18 protein-coding genes are annotated in these 19340 nt (G+C 24.8%); 12 read left to right on the forward strand and 6 right to left on the reverse strand.

Translation table 11 applies throughout. The features are described from left to right. Positions 1-5 precede the first annotated feature (5 nt). Together MarbSA_RS07515 and MarbSA_RS07520 are read right to left on the reverse strand one after the other, a co-directional pair. Complete coding sequence (locus MarbSA_RS07515) at positions 6-836, reverse strand: dihydroorotate dehydrogenase electron transfer subunit (protein WP_221061312.1); 831 nt, start codon at positions 834-836, stop codon at positions 6-8. 132 nt (positions 837-968) lie between these two features. Then, entirely contained in the window at positions 969-1898 is a 930-nt protein-coding gene (locus MarbSA_RS07520) for a dihydroorotate dehydrogenase (RefSeq protein ID WP_221061313.1), read from the reverse strand. A gap of 336 nt (positions 1899-2234) precedes the next feature. Here MarbSA_RS07520 and MarbSA_RS07525 point away from each other — a divergent pair, with 336 nt between their 5' ends. The 7 genes from MarbSA_RS07525 (at position 2235) to MarbSA_RS07555 (ending at position 10272) form a co-directional block, all read left to right on the forward strand. Beyond that, positions 2235-3512 carry an NOP5/NOP56 family protein gene (locus MarbSA_RS07525; protein ID WP_221061314.1) on the forward strand — a complete coding sequence of 426 codons (1278 nt, stop codon included), beginning with the start codon at positions 2235-2237 and terminating at the stop codon, positions 3510-3512. Between the two features lie 200 nt (positions 3513-3712). After that, on the forward strand, positions 3713-4357 hold the full coding sequence (locus tag MarbSA_RS07530; RefSeq protein ID WP_221061315.1) for a fibrillarin-like rRNA/tRNA 2'-O-methyltransferase: 645 nt from the start codon (positions 3713-3715) through the stop codon (positions 4355-4357). A 936-nt stretch (positions 4358-5293) separates the two neighbouring features. Next, positions 5294-6064, forward strand: a complete 771-nt coding sequence (locus tag MarbSA_RS07535) for a class I SAM-dependent methyltransferase (protein ID WP_054834979.1) — start codon at positions 5294-5296, stop codon at positions 6062-6064. A 250-nt stretch (positions 6065-6314) separates the two neighbouring features. Continuing rightward, entirely contained in the window at positions 6315-7253 is a 939-nt protein-coding gene (mptA, locus tag MarbSA_RS07540; RefSeq protein ID WP_221061316.1) for a GTP cyclohydrolase MptA, read from the forward strand. A gap of 180 nt (positions 7254-7433) precedes the next feature. Further along, positions 7434-7877 (forward strand): DUF2120 family protein, encoded by a 444-nt coding sequence (locus MarbSA_RS07545; RefSeq protein ID WP_054834980.1) that lies wholly within the window; start codon positions 7434-7436, stop codon positions 7875-7877. Between the two features lie 256 nt (positions 7878-8133). Continuing rightward, positions 8134-9261 carry a 7,8-didemethyl-8-hydroxy-5-deazariboflavin synthase subunit CofG gene (gene cofG, locus MarbSA_RS07550; protein WP_221061317.1) on the forward strand — a complete coding sequence of 376 codons (1128 nt, stop codon included), beginning with the start codon at positions 8134-8136 and terminating at the stop codon, positions 9259-9261. A 153-nt stretch (positions 9262-9414) separates the two neighbouring features. Then, complete coding sequence (locus MarbSA_RS07555) at positions 9415-10272, forward strand: TIGR00269 family protein (protein ID WP_042703005.1); 858 nt, start codon at positions 9415-9417, stop codon at positions 10270-10272. A gap of 125 nt (positions 10273-10397) precedes the next feature. On the opposite strand, the gene MarbSA_RS07560 is transcribed toward MarbSA_RS07555, so the two are convergent. The 4 genes from MarbSA_RS07560 to comB all read right to left on the reverse strand — a co-directional run bounded on the left by MarbSA_RS07560 (position 10398) and on the right by comB (position 14872). Then, entirely contained in the window at positions 10398-11732 is a 1335-nt protein-coding gene (locus tag MarbSA_RS07560) for a hemolysin family protein (protein WP_221062075.1), read from the reverse strand. Between the two features lie 56 nt (positions 11733-11788). Then, positions 11789-12016: a DUF1922 domain-containing protein gene (locus tag MarbSA_RS07565; RefSeq protein ID WP_042703006.1), complete on the reverse strand. Its 228-nt coding sequence runs from the start codon at positions 12014-12016 to the stop codon at positions 11789-11791. 359 nt (positions 12017-12375) lie between these two features. Beyond that, positions 12376-13542, reverse strand: coding sequence for a TraB/GumN family protein (locus MarbSA_RS07570; protein WP_221061318.1), 1167 nt, complete (start codon positions 13540-13542; stop codon positions 12376-12378). A 610-nt stretch (positions 13543-14152) separates the two neighbouring features. Then, on the reverse strand, positions 14153-14872 hold the full coding sequence (gene comB, locus MarbSA_RS07575; protein WP_054835614.1) for a 2-phosphosulfolactate phosphatase: 720 nt from the start codon (positions 14870-14872) through the stop codon (positions 14153-14155). Positions 14873-15139: 267 nt separating this feature from the next. Here comB and MarbSA_RS07580 point away from each other — a divergent pair, with 267 nt between their 5' ends. The 5 genes from MarbSA_RS07580 to MarbSA_RS07600 all read left to right on the forward strand — a co-directional run bounded on the left by MarbSA_RS07580 (position 15140) and on the right by MarbSA_RS07600 (position 19217). Next, positions 15140-15772, forward strand: a complete 633-nt coding sequence (locus MarbSA_RS07580) for a hypothetical protein (RefSeq protein ID WP_221061319.1) — start codon at positions 15140-15142, stop codon at positions 15770-15772. Positions 15773-16015: 243 nt separating this feature from the next. Continuing rightward, on the forward strand, positions 16016-16927 hold the full coding sequence (locus MarbSA_RS07585; RefSeq protein WP_221061320.1) for a methanogenesis marker 7 protein: 912 nt from the start codon (positions 16016-16018) through the stop codon (positions 16925-16927). A gap of 723 nt (positions 16928-17650) precedes the next feature. Beyond that, positions 17651-18130 (forward strand): Lrp/AsnC family transcriptional regulator, encoded by a 480-nt coding sequence (locus MarbSA_RS07590; protein ID WP_221061321.1) that lies wholly within the window; start codon positions 17651-17653, stop codon positions 18128-18130. Positions 18131-18166: 36 nt separating this feature from the next. Further along, entirely contained in the window at positions 18167-18847 is a 681-nt protein-coding gene (locus MarbSA_RS07595) for a SepCysE family protein (RefSeq protein WP_054835602.1), read from the forward strand. 64 nt (positions 18848-18911) lie between these two features. Beyond that, positions 18912-19217: an MTH1187 family thiamine-binding protein gene (locus MarbSA_RS07600; RefSeq protein WP_042703021.1), complete on the forward strand. Its 306-nt coding sequence runs from the start codon at positions 18912-18914 to the stop codon at positions 19215-19217. The last annotated feature ends 123 nt before the right edge of the window (positions 19218-19340 follow it).

The following is a 19340-nucleotide window of genomic DNA, read 5'->3' on the forward strand; positions in this document are numbered from 1 at the left end:
ATTATTTAATATGATTCTTTTTCCCCTGAGGCATTTCTATGATATTTTCCAAACTCTTCAATTTTTTTTAAATCTTTATTTGAAAAAACAGGTCCTTCTACACAGATTCTCCAACCAGTATTGTCTACACAACACTGACCACATATTCCCATTGCACATTTCATATACCTTTCCATAGAATATTGTGCAGGTATTTCTCTATCTTCAAGTAAATCAAAAATTCCTTTCATCATTAGTTCAGGTCCACAAACAATTGCTATATCATATGAGTTACTTTTAAGTAAATCAATAGTTCGATGAGTTGCATATCCTTCAAATCCACATGTTCCATCATCAGTACATGTGAAAATATTTGCACTACCATCTTCTAATTTTTCAGAAAATAACAATTCATCTTTGGTTATAGAAGCACAAATAACATCTATATTAGATTTTTGTCCTATGTAACTTGTAAAACAAGCTATTGGGGCCATACCAACTCCCCCTCCAATAGCTAGTATTTTTTTATTTTCTATATTTTCAAGATTAAAACCATTTCCATATGGCCCTCTAATACCTAATTTATCTCCAACAGATAAACTGTGTAACTTTTCAGTAAATTCTCCAATTTTTTTAATGGTAATTCCTATTTTATTATTTTCTCTATCAATTATGGAAATAGACATTGGTTTTTCATCACTTTTTCCTAAAAAATTCCAAACCATGACAAATTGTCCTGGAATCGGTATCCTATCTTCTTTCATTTCCCAATCAAATATAAATGTTTTAATAGTATCAGTTTCAGAAATTATTTTTTTAATTTCTAAAATCTCATAATTGTTTATAATTTTATTCATTAAAATCCCCTTAGTAAATTTCCAAATAAATTTCTAAAAATTCCAATAATTTTATAAAATTTTCAGTAAATGGATTTAATAGTTATTAGCATATCCTATCATTTATTAACATATCTTATCATTTAGAATATTTTATCCTTTATTAGAATATCCTATCATTTCATCAATAGATTTAAAATCATTTTCTTTCATGAAAAATTTTAACTTATCTTTTATTTTTGAAAATATACCTATTCCTTCATACATTATTGATGTTCCAATTTGAACAGCTGATGCTCCTGCATATAAAAATTCAACCACATCTTCATAATTAGATATTCCTCCAACACCTATTATTGGAATGTTACAATTTGCATAAGCATCATAAACGCATCTGATAGCTATAGGCTTAATAGCTGGACCAGACATTCCACCAAATTTATTTGAAAGAATTGGGGTTCCAGCATTTATATCAATTTTCATTCCAGGACCAACTGAATTAATAAGAGTTATTGCATCAGCACCAGCTTTTTCAGCAGACTTTGCTATTTGGGTAAGATCGGTGACATTAGGTGTAAGTTTAGCTATAATTGGAGTATTTGAAGATGTTGCGTTTTTTGAAGCTTTAACAACTTCATATGTGAGATCAGGGTCTTGACCAATAGCTGCACCGCATCCAGTCATTGCATGAGGGCAAGAAACATTTAATTCAATCATATCAACAAGAGACTCTATTTCATTCACCATATATCCAAATTCATCAGAATTTGAACCATAGATAGAGGCAATAGATATGTTTTCATCTCCATTCCTATTTTTCTTGTTAATAAGTTTTAATTCATTTTTGAAGTTTTTGACACCTGGACTTGAAAGACCAATAGCATTTATAATTCCTCCTTTTACTGCAACTGTTGTTGGATTTTTATAACCTTTGTTAGGATTTATTGAAAAAGATTTTGTTACAACGCCTCCAGCACCAGATTCTAAAATCAAGTTTAAGGAAGAGGCAGTACTCCCCATGACTCCTGCAGCTAATATTAGAGGATTTTGAAATTGGATTCCACATAATTCTGTTTTAAGCATATACAAACTCCACTTAATTATATTGGTTATTTTTAATTTTAATGCTTTTAAGTTTATTATTTTTAATTTTATTATAGTATAATTGAGTTTATTATAATTAATTGTATGATTTATTAATTTTAATTTTACTATTCTCAGTTTTTGTTACAAATTTTATTGTTAATATGGTTATTTAGTAAATTTACTAATATTTAATAATAATTTTATGATATTAGGGCTATTTAGTAAATTTACTGATATTATTTAATAATAATATTATTTAATAAATTTAATATTTTATATTATAAATGTTTAGATAATGTAAGATTTATAATTATGTAAATTAAAAACTATATTATGGAAATTTATATTACAAGTTCTATTGCAGGTTTCATAGCTCTTGATGAAAAATTAAATATAATTGATTATAATCTTTTTAAAGAAGATGATATACCTTTAAATTTTGTTAAAATAGAAAATAATGAAATTTTAACTGAAGAAATTGATTTAATAAGAGGATTGATCAAAAATAATGATAATATAATCATTGAAAGTAATATAAGGCTTTCTAATTATATTTCTTATTTAGGTACTGAATATAAAGATAAAATTCATATCCAGACTCCAAATAGGGGAGGAAATTACCTTAGGTCAAATTTAGAGAATGTTCTATGTGAAATAGGTTTTTTTGACTCTGAAAAATTAGATAATTCTAAAAGATTAAATAATAAGTCTAAATTAATTTCAATTTATAACAAAATAGCTATTTTTAAAATGAAGGAATCTTCTAAAGAAGAAGATAAATTAGTTATTCAAGCAATTAATTCTATAGATGAAATTGATGAGTCTATTAGTAAACTAATAGAAAGACTTCGTGAATGGAATGTTATACATTTCCCTGAAATTGATATAATTCAAAATAATGAAAGTTTTATCAATTTAATTGCAGATAATGATAGAGAAAAAATTATTGAATCTCCTCCTGATATTATATTAAAAAATAATGAAATTGATATTGAAAATGGAAGTAGTGGTGCGGATATAGAAGTTGAAGACATAGAAATGATAAATAATTTTGCAAAATCAATTCAATCTCTTCAAAAAACAAGAAATAAAACAGAAGGATATATAGATAAAAAGATGGAAAAATTAGCTCCAAATTTAAGAGATTTACTTGGTTCTTCTTTAGCTGCAAAGCTAATTGCCCATATTGGAGGGATTAAAAATCTTTCGATGTATTCTGCATCTACTATTCAAATTATGGGGGCAGAAAAAGCTCTATTTAGACACCTTAAAACAGGAGAAAGACCTCCTAAACATGGGCTGATTTTCCAGCATCCTCAGGTAAGAACAAATAATTGGTGGATTAGAGGAAAAATAGCTAGAACTTTAGCTTTGAAAATATCATTAGCTGTAAGAAAAGATGTATTTTCTGGAGAATTTGATCCAAGTATTTCTGAAAGTTTTCTTGAAAGAGTAGAAGAAATTAAAAAAGACAATCCTTTCCCAAAGAAGACAACAAAAAGAAGGAAAGAGGAAAGAAATTTTGAGAAAGGAAAAAAATCTAAATCATATAAGAAAACTAAAAAACAAAAAAAGAAAAAATTCAAGAATAAAAAAAGAAAAAAGAAGTAATATTAAGCTGAAAAATAATATTTAGCTAAAAATAATATTTAGCTAATGAAATGATATTTTATGAATTGATAATGACTTTGATAAAGTTAATATTATTATATTGTATGTATAATAAAAATTATCTTGTAATTTATTATCTTGTAATTTATTATTTTGTAATTTATATAATAAATGATTAAATTATATAAGAACTGATTATTATGAATATTTATATTAAAGATGATGAAATAGCAACTGAAAATATTGTTCCTGGGAAAAGAGTATATGGAGAGCAGCTATTTGAAAAAGATAATTTAGAATACAGATTTTGGAATCCAACTCGTTCTAAATTAGCTGCAGCATATCTTAATGGGCTTGAAAATTTGAATATTGATGAACAATCAGAAATTTTATATCTTGGAGCTTCCACTGGAACTACAGTATCTCATATATCGGATATAGCAAAAGATGGTTTTATTTATGCATTAGAATTTTCACCAGTAAGTATGCGAAAATTAGTCCGTTTATGTGAAAAACGTCCAAATATCGCTCCAATTCTTGGAGATGCCACTAAACCAAAAAAATATCTTAATTTGGTTTCTAAAGTGGATTTAGTTTATTGTGATGTAGCTCAACCAAATCAAACTGATGCTTTTATAGATAATATGAATCTTTTTTTGAAAAAAGATGGTTTTGGAATTATAATGATTAAATCAAGGAGTATTGATGTTAATCAGAAACCACAAAAGATATTTAAACAAGAAGAAAAAAAATTAAAAGAAAAAGGGTTTAAAATAGTAGAAAAAGTTAAACTTGAGCCTTATGAAAAGGATCACATATGTTTTTTAGTTAAAAACATTTTTTAGATTTTATTATTTTCTAAAACTTTTTAATATTTTATTTATAAAAAGTATTATTCTTATAAAGTATTATTTGTTATATTTTTAAAAATTTTTTGTCTTGTTTTAAAGATTAAAAATGTAAGATTATTTTAATAAAAATAAATAATTAGAATATTTAATAATTATGATGTTTGTTTTTATATATGTTTTATTATTAAATATCTTAAAAATTCTATTTATTAAATCACTCTATTAAAGCAATATATTATAATCATATAAATAGTATCAATACTTATTTAAGAATTATCTCTTTTTTTGTAGAGAATATTTTTTTTGAAAAACTTTAAAAAAGTATTACTAAAGAAAGCTTTTTATACTAGTATTACTATAAATATATTTGCTAATGCAATATAAGAAAAAGTTCATAATTCGTCCTCTGGGAATTTTCACACTCATATACACTCCACATTGGTAAAATCCAGAGGATTGAACTTATTCTTTAAAAATGATTATTTTTACTTATTTTTTTATACAGAATTTCCCTTATTTGATTATTCTATCTATTTTTTAATGATAAATCATTAATAATTGACTATTTTTAAAAAAACTCGAAAAAGTATTACTTTTTTCAGCTTTGAATCCTCTTAAATTACCTATTCAATATTTAAAATATATTATAAAACTTATTTTATCCTCATCAGAATTTTTATTGAATATGTAAAATTACATTATTAAAATTATATTATTAAAATTATATTAATTAGAACTATATTAATTAACTATACTAAATATAACTATAATAATTAAAACAATTAGAATTATACTGGTTGAACTAATTAGAATTATAGAATTAGAACTATATTATTGAAAGTATATTAATTAAAATTATATCACTTAAAATTATATAATTAAATTTACTAATGCTCTTTTATAATATAAAAAACAATAATAAAGATTTATATGAAGTGGAAAAAAATAGGTAGAATACTTATCATTGATAAGAATTTAGAAGATGATTATATTGGAAAATTAGACAATCTTTTAAAGGAACATAATGTAGATACAATAGCTAAAGTTACAGGAATTAATGGAAAAATGAGAAAACCCTCTGTTCAAGTTTTAGCAGGGAGTAAATCTACTGAAACCATTCATAAAGAGAATGGTTGTTTGTTCAAACTTGACATATCTAAAGTTATGTGGTCAAAAGGCAATACAACCGAGAGAATGAGGATTGCAAATCTTGTTCAGGATGGTGAAGTAATTGTTGATATGTTTGCGGGAGTTGGCTATTTTTCAATACCTATTGCTCTTCATTCTAATCCAAAAAAGGTTTATTCTATTGAAATAAACCCAGAATCTTATTTTTATCTTAATGAAAATATATATTTAAATAAAATTAATCATAAATCTAATAAAAATTTAGGGTATGATGTAATAAAACCTATTTTGGGAGATTCTGCTTTAATAACTCCTAATATATCTGCAGATAGGATTTTAATGGGATATGTAAAAACAACCCATAATTTTTTAGCTCCAGCTGTAAATTCTATTAATTCTGGAGGAATTATTCATTATCATGAAACTGTTCCAGAAAAACTGATGGATAAACGTCCAATAAAAAGAATTAAAAAAGCTGCTGAAGATAGAGAAGTAGAAATATTAGGCAATAGGATTATAAAAAAATATTCTCCTGGAGTAGTTCATTGTGTTGTTGATGCGAGAATATTTTAAAGGTAATTATTATTTCACTATTAAGTATTATATTACTATTTTATAATTAATTATTATTTTTGTTTGTTTGGTATTTTTAGATACTTTTAAATGATTATTAGTACAAATGTTAGTATTATAAATATAGAAAATATATAAAGTTTTAAGAATGCAAATGTAAATTTTTTTAAATTGATTAAATTATTTATAAATATTCGTGAATGATAATATTTATTCATAAAATTGACTTATGTTTACTGTGGTGTTACAGTTGGTAGTTTGTTTCCCAGATACACAAGATAATATGCCTAAAATCCCAGTTCATTTAACTCGTGTTGGAGTTACTGGGGTAAAAAAACTTTTAAAAATAGAAAGGGGTCAAAAAAGACCTATAGTTCTTATTCCTAAATTTGATGCTTTTGTTGATCTTCCAAGTGATCAACGTGGTATTCATATGTCTAGGAGTCCAGAAGCTATTAGTGAAGTTGTAGAAGAGGTTGTAAATAAGAGTTCTGTTGAGATTGAGTCACTATGTGCTGAAATTGTCAAGACAATGATGGAAAAACATAAATATGCTAAAGTGGCTGAAGTAAGAATGATCAGTGACTTCATGTTTGTGAAAAAATCTCCAGTCACTGAAAATAAAACTCAGGAAATGACAAAACTTATAGCAAAAGCGGTTGGTTATAGAAACAATGATGAATTTAAGATTAGAAAGAGTATTGGTGCAGAAGTTGTAGGAATGACTGTTTGTCCATGCGCACAAGAATCTGTAATGGAAGCTGATAGAAACAAGCTATTAGAATTCTTAGATGAAGAAACTACTCAAAAAGTAGTAGATACTGTTACTTTTGCTTCTCATAATCAAAGAGGTATTGGGACTGTTATAATAGAAGTTCCAGAGCATCATGTAGTTCGTGGAGAAGATATAATTCAAATTATTGAAGATTCTATGAGTTCTCCTGTCTGTGAGCTTCTTAAAAGACCTGATGAAAATGCTGTAGTTATGCAAGCACACAAAAAGCCTGGCTTTGTTGAGGATTGTGTTAGGAATATGGTTGAAAAGATTATTCAAAATTATTCTCATCTTCCAGATGACACATTAGTTACTGTTCGTCAAGTTAATGAAGAAAGTATTCATAGACATAATGCTTTTGCAGAGAAAATTTCTACTATGGGAGATTTAAAAGCAGAAATAGAAGATAATTAATTTAAATTAAAGAGTATGATATATAAAATAGTTTTAATCTATAAAATAGGTAATATAAAAAATATTTAATCTACAATAGTACTAATTTATAAAAGAGTATTAGTAATCTATAAAATAGTATTATCTATAAATAGTTTAGATTTATAAAAAAAAATATTAAATTTATAAAAGAGTGATTTAATGGTAAAACTACATAAAATCGCAGGGCAAGTAATGGGATTTTTTGAAGCTTTTGATGGTTCAAGAGCAGCTTTAGATACTGATAGAATTTTAATTGTCAGAGGAAGATCATCAAAAAATATATCTATTGATGATATGGAATCAAAATTGGATGAATTGAGAGAACATCTTCAGGGAATTGATGTTGATGTGGTATCTGAAGAAGCAGCAAAACTTATAAATAGGATGGATGAACAAATAAGGGCTAGTGTTTCTGTTCAAGGTGATACTGATTCTAATGGAATAATGAGGATGACAAAATCATTAGAAGCTATGAATTTATTTGTAAAATTTAGATTAATGAATTTAAATCATTCTGGAGTATTTGTTGTTACTTGGAAGGATAAAGCTAATGTAGGTCCATTGTTTGTTGAAGTTGTAGTTTCTGATGATGAGAAAGAATGATTTTTTATAATTATTTTTTTATTTGAATGATAAATCTTATTTAAATAATAATTTTTATTTAAATCTTATTTCTTATTTAAATTTTTTAATTATTTTTTTATTGTAATTTTTATTATAATTCTTATTAATATATAATTCTTATTAATAATTATTACATTTTACTATATCTTTTATTATAAGTTTTAGTATATTTTGTTTAGGAGTCATATTTATAATTCATGATTTCTAATGACTTTCTTTAATAGAGGTTTATCTGATGATTTTTAATGTTTCTAAATCCAAATTAGAAAAAGGAAATTTAACAAAAGATGAAATTATAAGTCTTTTGAATACTAATCAGAATGATATTATTGATTTAATGGCTATAGCTAATTCAAAAAGAGAAAATAATAATATCACTTACTCTAAAAATATTTTTATTCCTTTAACTGAGATTTGTAGGAATTATTGTGGGTATTGTACTTTTAGAAAAGACCCTAATGATAATAATGCCATTATTTTAAAAGATAAAACAGAAATTACTTTTCAACTTAAAAATGCAGAAAAATATGGATGTAAAGAGGCTTTATTTACTTTTGGTGAACAAGCAGATCAAGAAAAAGTTGTAAAAATAGCATTAAAAGAAAAGGGCTTTGAAAACATGAATGAATACATTTATGATATTTGTGAAAGTACTTTAAAAAATACAAAACTCCTCCCACATACTAATGCTGGTGTTTTAAGCTATGAAGAGATGAAATCTTTAAAAGAAGTAAATGTTTCAATGGGGATGATGCTTGAAAATTCATCTGACAGACTTAGAACTATTGAAGCTCACATAAATAGTCCTGGTAAAGATCCTAAAGTTAGAATTGATACTATAGCTGAAGCAGGTCGGTTAAAAATTCCTTATACAACAGGGATATTAATTGGAATTGGGGAAACAAAAGAAGAAATTGCTGATTCTTTACTTACAATTAAAAATTTAAATGATAAATATGGCCATATACAGGAGATTATAATTCAAAATTTTAGATCTAAAAAAGGTATTCCAATGGAAAAAAACCCAGAACCTTCTTTATTAGATATGATTAGGACTGTTTCGGTAGCTAAATTATTGTTTTCTGATGTTTCTATTCAAGTTCCTCCTAATCTTAATTATGAAACAAATCAGGTATTCTTATTATGTGGTGCTGATGATTGGGGAGGAATTTCTCCAATAACAAAAGATTATGTAAATCCTGATTCTCCTTGGCCTGAAATTGATCATATGCGTAATTTAACAAAAGATGCAGGTTTAAATCTTAAGGAAAGGTTGCCAATCTATAATAAATATATTAATGAAACATATTTAAATGATGAACTTTTGCACAGAACTTTAGAATTAAAAAAATCATTAAATTAAATATGATTAACAAATAATTGAATAATGATCAATTAATAGCTAACTAATAACTAATAATAACTAATTAATAGTTAATTATAGTTAACAAATAATTAACTAATAATTAACTAATATAGCTAATATAGCTAATAATTTAGCTAATATGGAGTTTTTATGACTATTTTAAAGAAAGATGATTTTAATAAGAAGATATTTTCTAAGATAGAAAATCTAATAGTTCAATATAATCTTATTGAAAATGGGGATAATATAGCTATTGCTCTTTCTGGTGGAAAAGATAGTGTTTTAACATTACATTCATTAGTCAAATATCAAAATATATCTAATATTGATTTTGATTTAACTGCTATTTCAGTTGATGAGGGTATTAGAGGTTATCGTCATCATGGTATTGATTCTGCTATAAAAAATACTGAAAAACTTGGAGTAGATCTTATACAAAAGTCATTTTATGAAGAAGTAGGTTTTACCTTAGATGATATTTATCATCATTTTAAAAGTGCATGCATTCCTTGTGGTGTTTTTAGAAGAAATATTCTTAATAAAACAGCTTTTGAAATTGGTGCAGATAAAATAGCTACAGGCCATAATCTTGATGATGAAATTCAATCATTTTTAATGAGTTTTTCTAGAGCAGATACAGTTAAATTCTCTAAATTTGGGCCAATGCTCAGCATGATTCATCCGAAGCTTATTCCTAGAATTAAACCTCTTTGGAACACTTCTGAAAAAGATGTTGGAACTTGGGCAGTAATGAATAATATTGATATTCATCTTGATGAATGTCCTTATTCGAGTATTTCACTTAGGGGAAAAACAAAGAATTTTCTTAATCAAACAGAATCTAAAAATCCTGGAACTAAAGAAAATATAATGGAGTCTTTTAAAAAAATGATGTTGAATATCAAGACTCCAAAAAATAATATTAATGAATGTAAAAAATGTGGAGAACCTAGTTCTGGGCTAATATGTAAAGCTTGTGAGATAATCGATCTTATTGATAGTAGTTAGATTATAATTATAATATTAATTTTAGTTGTTAATAATTATGGGATTATTATTAGATATTAGGGATTATAGGATTAGTATTAGATATTAGAGATTATGGATTAGTATTAGATATTAGTGGTTATATACTAATTATCTTTTTCTTCAGATGTTTCTTCTTCAGAATTTTTTATCTCATTTTTTATAACTAGTATTTTGTCAATATGGTGTCCATCCATATCAACTATTTCAAAATCGAAGTTTTTCCAACTAAACTCTTCTCCAGTTTCAGGTATTTTATTAAGGTAGCTAAGAATAAAACCTGCTAGAGTAGTAAAATTCCCTTCTTCTTCGTTTAAATCTTCAATCTCAAAAAGTTCTTTGAACCTATCAATAGAATAACCACTATCAATTAGCCATGAACCATCCTTTCTTTCAATTGCATTAGGTTCATCCATTTCATCAATACCTGGAATATCTCCAACAATACCTTCTAATATATCATTTAAAGTTATTAATCCTTCTACACTACCATATTCATCAACAACAATAGCAATATGAACATATTCGAGATTTTCTTTAAACAATTTTAATATATCTAATGATGGAAGATTTTCTGGTACTATCAATGGCTTTTTCAAATAATTTTTAATATTTAAGTTTTCTTCTTTAAATATTGAACTAAGAATATCTTTTGCTTGTGCTACTCCTAATAAGTTATCCAAATCTCCTTCTGCAACTGGAAATATTGATCTTTCACTTTCAATTATCTTCTTTTTTGACTCTTCTAAAGATTCTTCAAGATCAATCCAAATAATTTCATTTTTTGGAGTCATCAACATATCTACTTTTTGTTCATCAAGACGGAAAACTCTTTTTATTATGTCTTCTTCCTCTTTTTCAATTGTTCCATCTTCTATCCCTTCTTCAATCAGCATTTTTATTTCATCTTCAGTAACTATGCTATCTTTTGATTCACTAGATCCAATAATTTTTAAGATAAAATTTGTTGAAGAACTTAATACTTTAACAAGAGGTCCACAAACTTTAGATAATATTTTCATGTATTTAGCTACACGAACTGCTATATTTTCAGGATTATTTAAAGCAATTCTTTTTGGAACTAATTCTCCAATTACTAATGATAAGTATGTAATTATTAAAACGACGATTATAACACTAGCTCCATTAGCATAATCTCCTAAAAATGTTAAATTCTGAGATAAAGGTTCTGCTAATGTTGCTCCACCAAAAGCACCTGCTAAAATACCGATCAATGTGATTCCAATTTGTATTGTAGATAAAAACTGATTAGGATCATCAATCAATTCTATAACTGTTTTAGCATGTTTTTTACCCTCGTTTGCCATTTGTTGTAATTTACTTCTTCTAGAAGAAACAATTGCAAGTTCTGACATAGCTAATACTCCATTTAAAACTATTAAAATGAGTATTATAATGATTTCTAATATCGTATCATATATCATTTCTCTATTTCCTTGATGAGCATATTTTTATCATAATTTTTATATCATAAATTTCAAAATCTTTTTTTTGGAATTTCGTTTGCTTTTTTGAATACACTGGCTCCATAAATTTCTTCTTGCATTTTTTGGACTGCTTGTGAAGCTTCTTCTGCTGATTCTACTTTTTTAAAGATTCTTCTTTCTTTAACTTTAAGAGATTTTCCACAAACACACTTTCTTGTAGCTACTCCCTCTTTTGAGTATAAAGCTCTACCACAATCGCAACGAAAAATAAAATACATTTTTTCTCCAAATATATAATAAATTTACAGATTTATAGATATTTACAGATAATTAACACATTATATTTATAAATTATAATATTTCCTATAATTTCTATTATAATTTTTATTATAATATTTTTAACTAATTTTTTATTAATATAGTTATATTATTCATATTTTATAAATATTAGTTATATTCTGTAAACATTATTCCTTTTTTATTCATTTAATATAATAATTGTTCTTTATTATTCTTTAATTATTATCTATTACTATTTGTCATTCTCTTCTATTGTCATTCTATATTATTCTTACTATTTTCTATTAGATAGTTATTATCATTATTATCCTATAATGATATTTCATGATCAAATTGTTTACATTCCAAAGATTTTTAAAAATAACGGAATAAAAACTCTAGAGGGTAATATAACCAAAGTAGCAATACTAACACCTAAATTTGTCCCAATAACAACTAATAATATTCTGAATATATTATTGTTCCAAAGGTCTTTAAAACTATTAATTTTACTTAACTTAGCAATATCACTTCTTCTAACCTTTCTATATTTTGCTTCAGTTAATCCAGAAAACCAACCTGCAGCAAGAAGAGGGTGTATTATTGTAAGAGGTGCAACAATGAAACCAACTATTGCAGATTGTATTTTTGATCCAGAGAGTATAGATCCAATAAAAGCAGTTCCTCCTCCTATTAAAACAAATTCTAACAGGTTATTTTCTATATTTATTCCATTTAAAAAAGCAAGAAAAAATATCACCACAAAAGATATTGGAATAGCTGCTAATATAATTTTAAGCCATGGAATTCCACTTTTTTTTTTAATACTAGTTAAATCTTCTATTGGTGGAATTTTTTCAGGATTGTCTAAGTACTTCTCCATTCCTTCCTTATGTCCTGCTCCAACTACAGCTATCACATGATCTTCTGGTATATTTAAAATACTATTTGCAAGATAAGCGTCTCTTTCTTTAACAAGAACTTTATAAGCACTTGGGGATGCTTCTTTAAAGTATTCCATTACTTCATCTAAAGTGTCTTGATTTTTCAAATCTTCAATATCTTTAAGATCATCATCACTTGCAAATAATGAAAATACTGCACTCATCATAAATTTTAATTTTTCCCATAAGGACATTTCATTTAAAGCCCTTTGAAGTGTTATGTTAATATCTCGATCAATTAAAGCAATTTTTGCACCTATTTCATTAGCTGCTTCTATTGCTCCAATCATTTCAGAACCAGGCTTAACATCAACATCTTCTCCAATTTTACTTTGGATATATGTTAAAATTCCACTAGCTACAAATAGCCCTACTTTATTTTCTTTAATTATATTGGTTACAGATATTTCTTCGTCTTCCTCAATACCTGCTTGTTCTTTCATAAGACGCTCATATCTTCCAATATCGAGTTCTATTGCAACTACTTCTGGATTTTGTTCATATATAGCATTTTTAACTTCTTCAACACTATTTTGAGAAACATGAGCTGTTCCAATGATAGTTAAACATTCTCTTTTCATTTAAAAAACACTCTTGATAATAAAAACCTTTAAATAAAAATCTTTAGATTAGTTAATTTTAATTTAATTAATAATTTATACAATTCATAAAATTAATATTATTAGCTATAATAATATGTTACTATTTATATATAAAACTTTATGTACTATTTTTAAATTAGATTATTATTTTTAAAATAAATAAAAAGTTGAAAATAAATGTTGAATATAATTTTAAAATAAAATATAATAATTAAAAACAAATAAAACTTTTAAAAATAAATACAATATTTAAAATTAATATTTAAAATTAATATTTAAGATCAATATTTCTATAATAGATTTATAATTAATTTTTTAATAGGTATTTAAAAATTATAATAAATTTATTATAAATTAATATATTATTAAAAAATAATGAATTTTATTAAGAAATATTTTATTAAGGAATAATAAATTTAATTTTTAAGATTATTTTTATTTTTAATTTTTGAAATTATTTTTATTTTTAATCATTATAATTGAGTTCATTAGTAATTATCATGATATTTAATCATAATTATCTATTTTTAACTCTTATATTTTATTTTAAAATTATATTCAACTTATAATTAATTTTATCCAAATAATTTTATTTTAATAGCTTTAAGACACCTTCATTATATATTGCTACATTATTATTAATATTTTTTTTAAGGGATAGTTCTATGTCTTTTTCGTACCCTAATTTTTTTAGTCTTTTAGATGATTTTGTGTTATAGATGACTTCTTTAAGTTTTTTATAGTCTCTACTAGCTAAAATAGCACTTTGAGCATATTCACTAATATCAAAATCTTCATCCGTGGTGTGGTTTTCATATAATTCTTTTTGAATCCAGTATAATATTTCACCACTAGCTAAAAAATCTTCAATTGCAAAATTACCTTTCCAACCAGCCATAACTACATCGATATGTCTATAATTATTTTCTTTTGCTAAGATTAAACTTTTTTTAGCTACTGCTCTGGCATTTATAAAGCATCCTATAAGGACGGTAGATTTCATATTCTCTAAAATTCTTGTTCCATTGCTTGTAGTCAAAATTAAGGTTTTTAATTTAGTATTTAACTCATTTATCTCAACTGGAGAATTTCCTATATCAAAGCCTTCCAAAGCTTTTCCCATACGTTCTCCTGCAAGCATTCCATTTTTTTCTTTTGCTATTTCTTTCGCTTTTTCAGGTGTGAATGTAGGTATAACTTCATTAAATTTATCTAAAGCGAGTGTGATACTAGTACTTGCTCTAAAAGCATCAACCATTATAGAAATATCTTTTGAACTTGTTTTTTCAAGATTTAGTGTAACTTCCATTTTGATTCCTTTAAAGTTTTATTTCTTTTAAATCATTATTATTCTTACAATATTTATCCTTTTAATATTTATTCCTTTAATATTTATTATTATTCGTTTGATATTTATTATTATTTTAGAATTTATTATTATTGTTAAAATTCTAATCATTGTTAAGATTCTAAAACCATTGTTAAGATTATAATTTATATTGAAAATCTAATTTTTATCATTATTAAGATTCTAAAATTCTAAAATTATAAATTACATATTGAATTATATTATATTATGAAAATTGTCACAACACCTATGTGTGAAAAGATACTTGAATTTGTAGGGATAGTTGATTACAAAGTTAATAAAAATCCTGATAATGAAGATGGGGATTTAGCTATTATTTTATCTGAAAGCAATACTAAAATGGACTCATTAAAAATAAAATTAAATACTTTTTCCCAGATAAAAAATAGCATTATTCAAGTGTCTAAAATTAAAAATATTTTAAATAAACACTACAATTCAAATTCTTCAAAATTTAATTGGAATGAAATTGATTTTAGTTTTTATGAACCAACTTTAAACTCTCAAGAAATTAATGATATATTTTTAGAATATCCTTTAGCATCTGATTGGCTAGATATGAATAAAAAAAATGTTTTTCAAGAAAAAAACTCGAAAATAAATGTTGAAGTTTATTCATCTTTTCTTAAAGATATTATAATGGATATGGGCTTTAATATTGTTGATTTAGAAAGTAATAGTTCAAATATTGATTACATTATATTTCCAGATTATATGGATATAGACGAAGAAAACAAGAAATATGGGTTAATTTCTATTCCCACACATAATAATGTATCTAAAAATCCAATTAAACGAGCTGAGTTGAGATATTCTATTTTAAATAATTTAAAGAGTTAATATAATTTTAATGGTTTAATTTATTTTAATAATTAAATAAATTTTAATAAGTAGGTTTTAATAATTAAATTTTAATAATTAACCTTTAATAATTAAATAATTTTATAAATAATGATTGATAATATATTTTTATTGTAATGTATTTTTAAGGCTTTGATCTTTGATTATACATATATTTAATAATTATTTAATAATTATTGTTTGCTTAAATTATCGTTTGATTATATATTTTGAGATGACACTATGTATGAAACTTTAACTTATTCTGGAGGAGTCCATAAAAGTGAGGAAATTAGGGAGCTCATTGAAGATTTAGGAGGATTTATTCTTCAAGAAAATGTTCTTCAAATGGATTTAATTTTAAACATGGCAATTCCTATTGATGATGTTGATAAAATTAAAGAAAAAGCTAAAGAATTGCTAGGTAAAATTTCTGTTGCTCCAATGGCTGGTTGTGAAATAGCTATAGTGTCTCCGACTCTTGCAAGACATCATTTGCCTCATGCAGCATGTGATATTTCTGAATATCTTAGACGTTTTGGTGCTAAGGATAACATGATTGGACTTGCTCGTGGTGCTGGAAAAGGTACTGCAGGAATTACAGAATATGAAAAAAGGTTAATTGAAGAGCATGATATAGTTATATATGCACTTGGTAGCTTTAAACAATGTATTATGGATAAAACTTTCTTATTTGATGATATTGATATTCCAGTGATTGTTACAGGAGCTCCTGAAATTGATATTAATGATCTTCCTGGTGCTGATGAATATGTTAGTGGATTAGGTAGGATCCCTAGAAGATTAAAGCGAGGAGAGAATATAAGGGCTCTTAGAAAACTTGTTGAAGTTGTTGAAGATGTTTTAGATAAAAAAAGAAAGAATATTGCATTGGACCCCCCATTAGCTCCTTCTATACTAGTTAAAAATGCTATTGAAAATCAAGTTCCTGCTATATCAGAAATTATTTCTCCAACACCAGTTACAAGTCAACTTGATGGTGTTAGAGTTAAACTTGATTATGATAAATATAATGAAGAAATATCTAATGTTATGGTAAATGATAAACGTTTAGGGGAAATTGCAGATATTAAAAAATCTCAGATGTATGATTATATTCTTGTTAAACTTTTAAGTGAAAGTGCTATTGTATAGTTCTTTCTTTTATTAATTTATATTTTTTATTAGCTTATAGCTCTTTATTAGCTTATATTTCTTTATTAGCTTATTTTTGTATTGTTTTATATTTATTTTATTAATTTATATTTTTTAATTATTCTTAAAAAATTTATAAAATTTAATTTTATTAAATATAAGAAATAGTATATTTGATATCCATATTTAATTATTAAATTAATTATTTAATTTAAATGCTTTTGAAGGGGTATTATAAAACAAAGATATATTTTAAGCTAATATATTGTAATTATTTGAAATACTTAAGTATTCTCTAGATTTCATTTTAGAAATATCTAGTTTTGAAACTCCATATTTTACGAACTTATGTTAATTCCTAAATTGTTAATAATATTTACAATAATAATATTTATTTAATATTTTTATAATTATTGTTCTTATTTTTATAGTAACTATTAATATTTTAATATTTTTGCAATAATAATAAGGGTACTATTTTTAATATGATATTATTTATCTGAAATTTATTCTTATTTGTAAATATAAATGTACCAATATTATATTTTTATAAAAATTTTAAAAAGAAAAAGAATATTAATAATGAAAAACTAAACATTGTTCAAAGATATAGTAATTTTAAAATTAGAACATCATAATCTTTTAGTTTCTAATTTTCATTACTAGTGTTGTTAACTAATTTAAATATTGTTTTTAGGTATGTATTGTTTTTAGGAGGATAATATGAATAGTAATAACAAAGATGAAGTGGTTATCATTGATGAAACAGATAAGAATATAATAGAAATGATAAATGAAGATGCTAGAACTCCATATAGACAAATTTCAAGGGAACTTGATATTTCTGTTGGAACAGTTCATAACCGTGTAGACAAACTAATGAAAACTGGAGTAATTAAGAAATTTGCACCTATAATGGATCATAGAAAATTGGGATATGGTCTTACTAGTATTATTGGGGTTAGAGTAAAAGGAGGTAAGTTACAAAATTGGGAGAATAAAGAATCTTTTAGTAAACATGTTTTAGCTATTTATGATGTTACTGGGGAGTATGATGCTTTTTTAATAGCTAAATTTAAAGACACTGATGAATTAGATAGATTTGTGAAAAATTTATTAAAAGAGCCTTATGTAGAAAGAACTTATACTCAAACTGTTCTTAATGTGGTTAAAGAAGACTCAAGTTCAATTCACATGCTTTAATTTTTAAGTCAAAAAGGATTAATAAAAGGGAATTTTATGAAAGATTTTCGTTTAAAGCAAGCTCAACATTTATTAAAAAAATCTGCTGTAAATTCAGAGGGAGATTTTAAGTTAAAAGCTCCTAACTCTGCAAATATTAATGTTAAAATATTTGAACATATATTTAAAGATTTGATAGCTGCAGAAGACTTTATATATAGTAGTTTACCTAAACATCAACTTTCTGAAGAAGAAGCAGGAGAATTTACAAAATTTCTTATTTCAGCAAGAAATAATATAGATTCTATTCTTACAGATTTTAAGGTTATTGAAAAAACAGAAGAAAAAATTGATATGTCTAAATTAACTGAAAATATTCTTTTTATAACTTCTAAAAATAATTTTAAAAAGCTTTTAAAGAAATTAGGTGTGGATGTTCAAAGAATAATAGTAGCTAGTGTTCCTCTTGATGTAATGGATATCAAAGAGATTAATCCAAAAATTCCTGAATCTGCATTAAAAGGAATAGAAACAAGAGTTAAACATATACATAACGATATTAATCGAAAGAAAAATTCTTTAAATCCAGAAAAAATAATTGTGTTGGCTGAAAATGATTTAAACGGACAATTACTTGGAAAAAGAGCAGAAGAGTATTATGATGCTATAGTATATTTGAATGATAATCTTAAAGATTTAAATGATAATGAACTTATTGAAATCATTGAAAATAACTAATGCTAAATATTTAATAAATATTAGGTAAGAAAATATTAGGCTTTAATAAATATTAGGTAAGAATATGATACTTGTAGATTTTGGTGTTGTTCCAATAGGAACTAAAGAAACTGACTTAGGAAAATATGTTGCTGTAGCTGTTCAAGCTATTAAAGAATCTGGACTTAAATATGAACTTACAGGAATGGGAACTCAAATAGAAGCTCAAAACCTTGATGAAGTTTATGAAGCAGTTAAAACTGCTCAAGAAGCAGTTTTTGATATTGGAGCTAACAGAGTTTTCACTGTTTTAAAAATAGATGATAGAAGAGATAAAAAAAATAGGGGTTTGCAGGATAAAATTGCAACTGTTAATGAAATAATAGATTGATAGACAAATACATTGAGATAGACAAATATATTAGATATTTATTATAAAATAATACTTATTTATAGAATATTTACTTATAGATATTTCGTATATTTTATATATTTTATAAATTGTCAATCTTTA

Origin of the sequence: Methanobrevibacter arboriphilus (assembly GCF_019669925.1) — an archaeon.
In the GTDB taxonomy this organism is placed as follows: Archaea; Methanobacteriota; Methanobacteria; order Methanobacteriales; family Methanobacteriaceae; genus Methanobinarius; species Methanobinarius arboriphilus_A.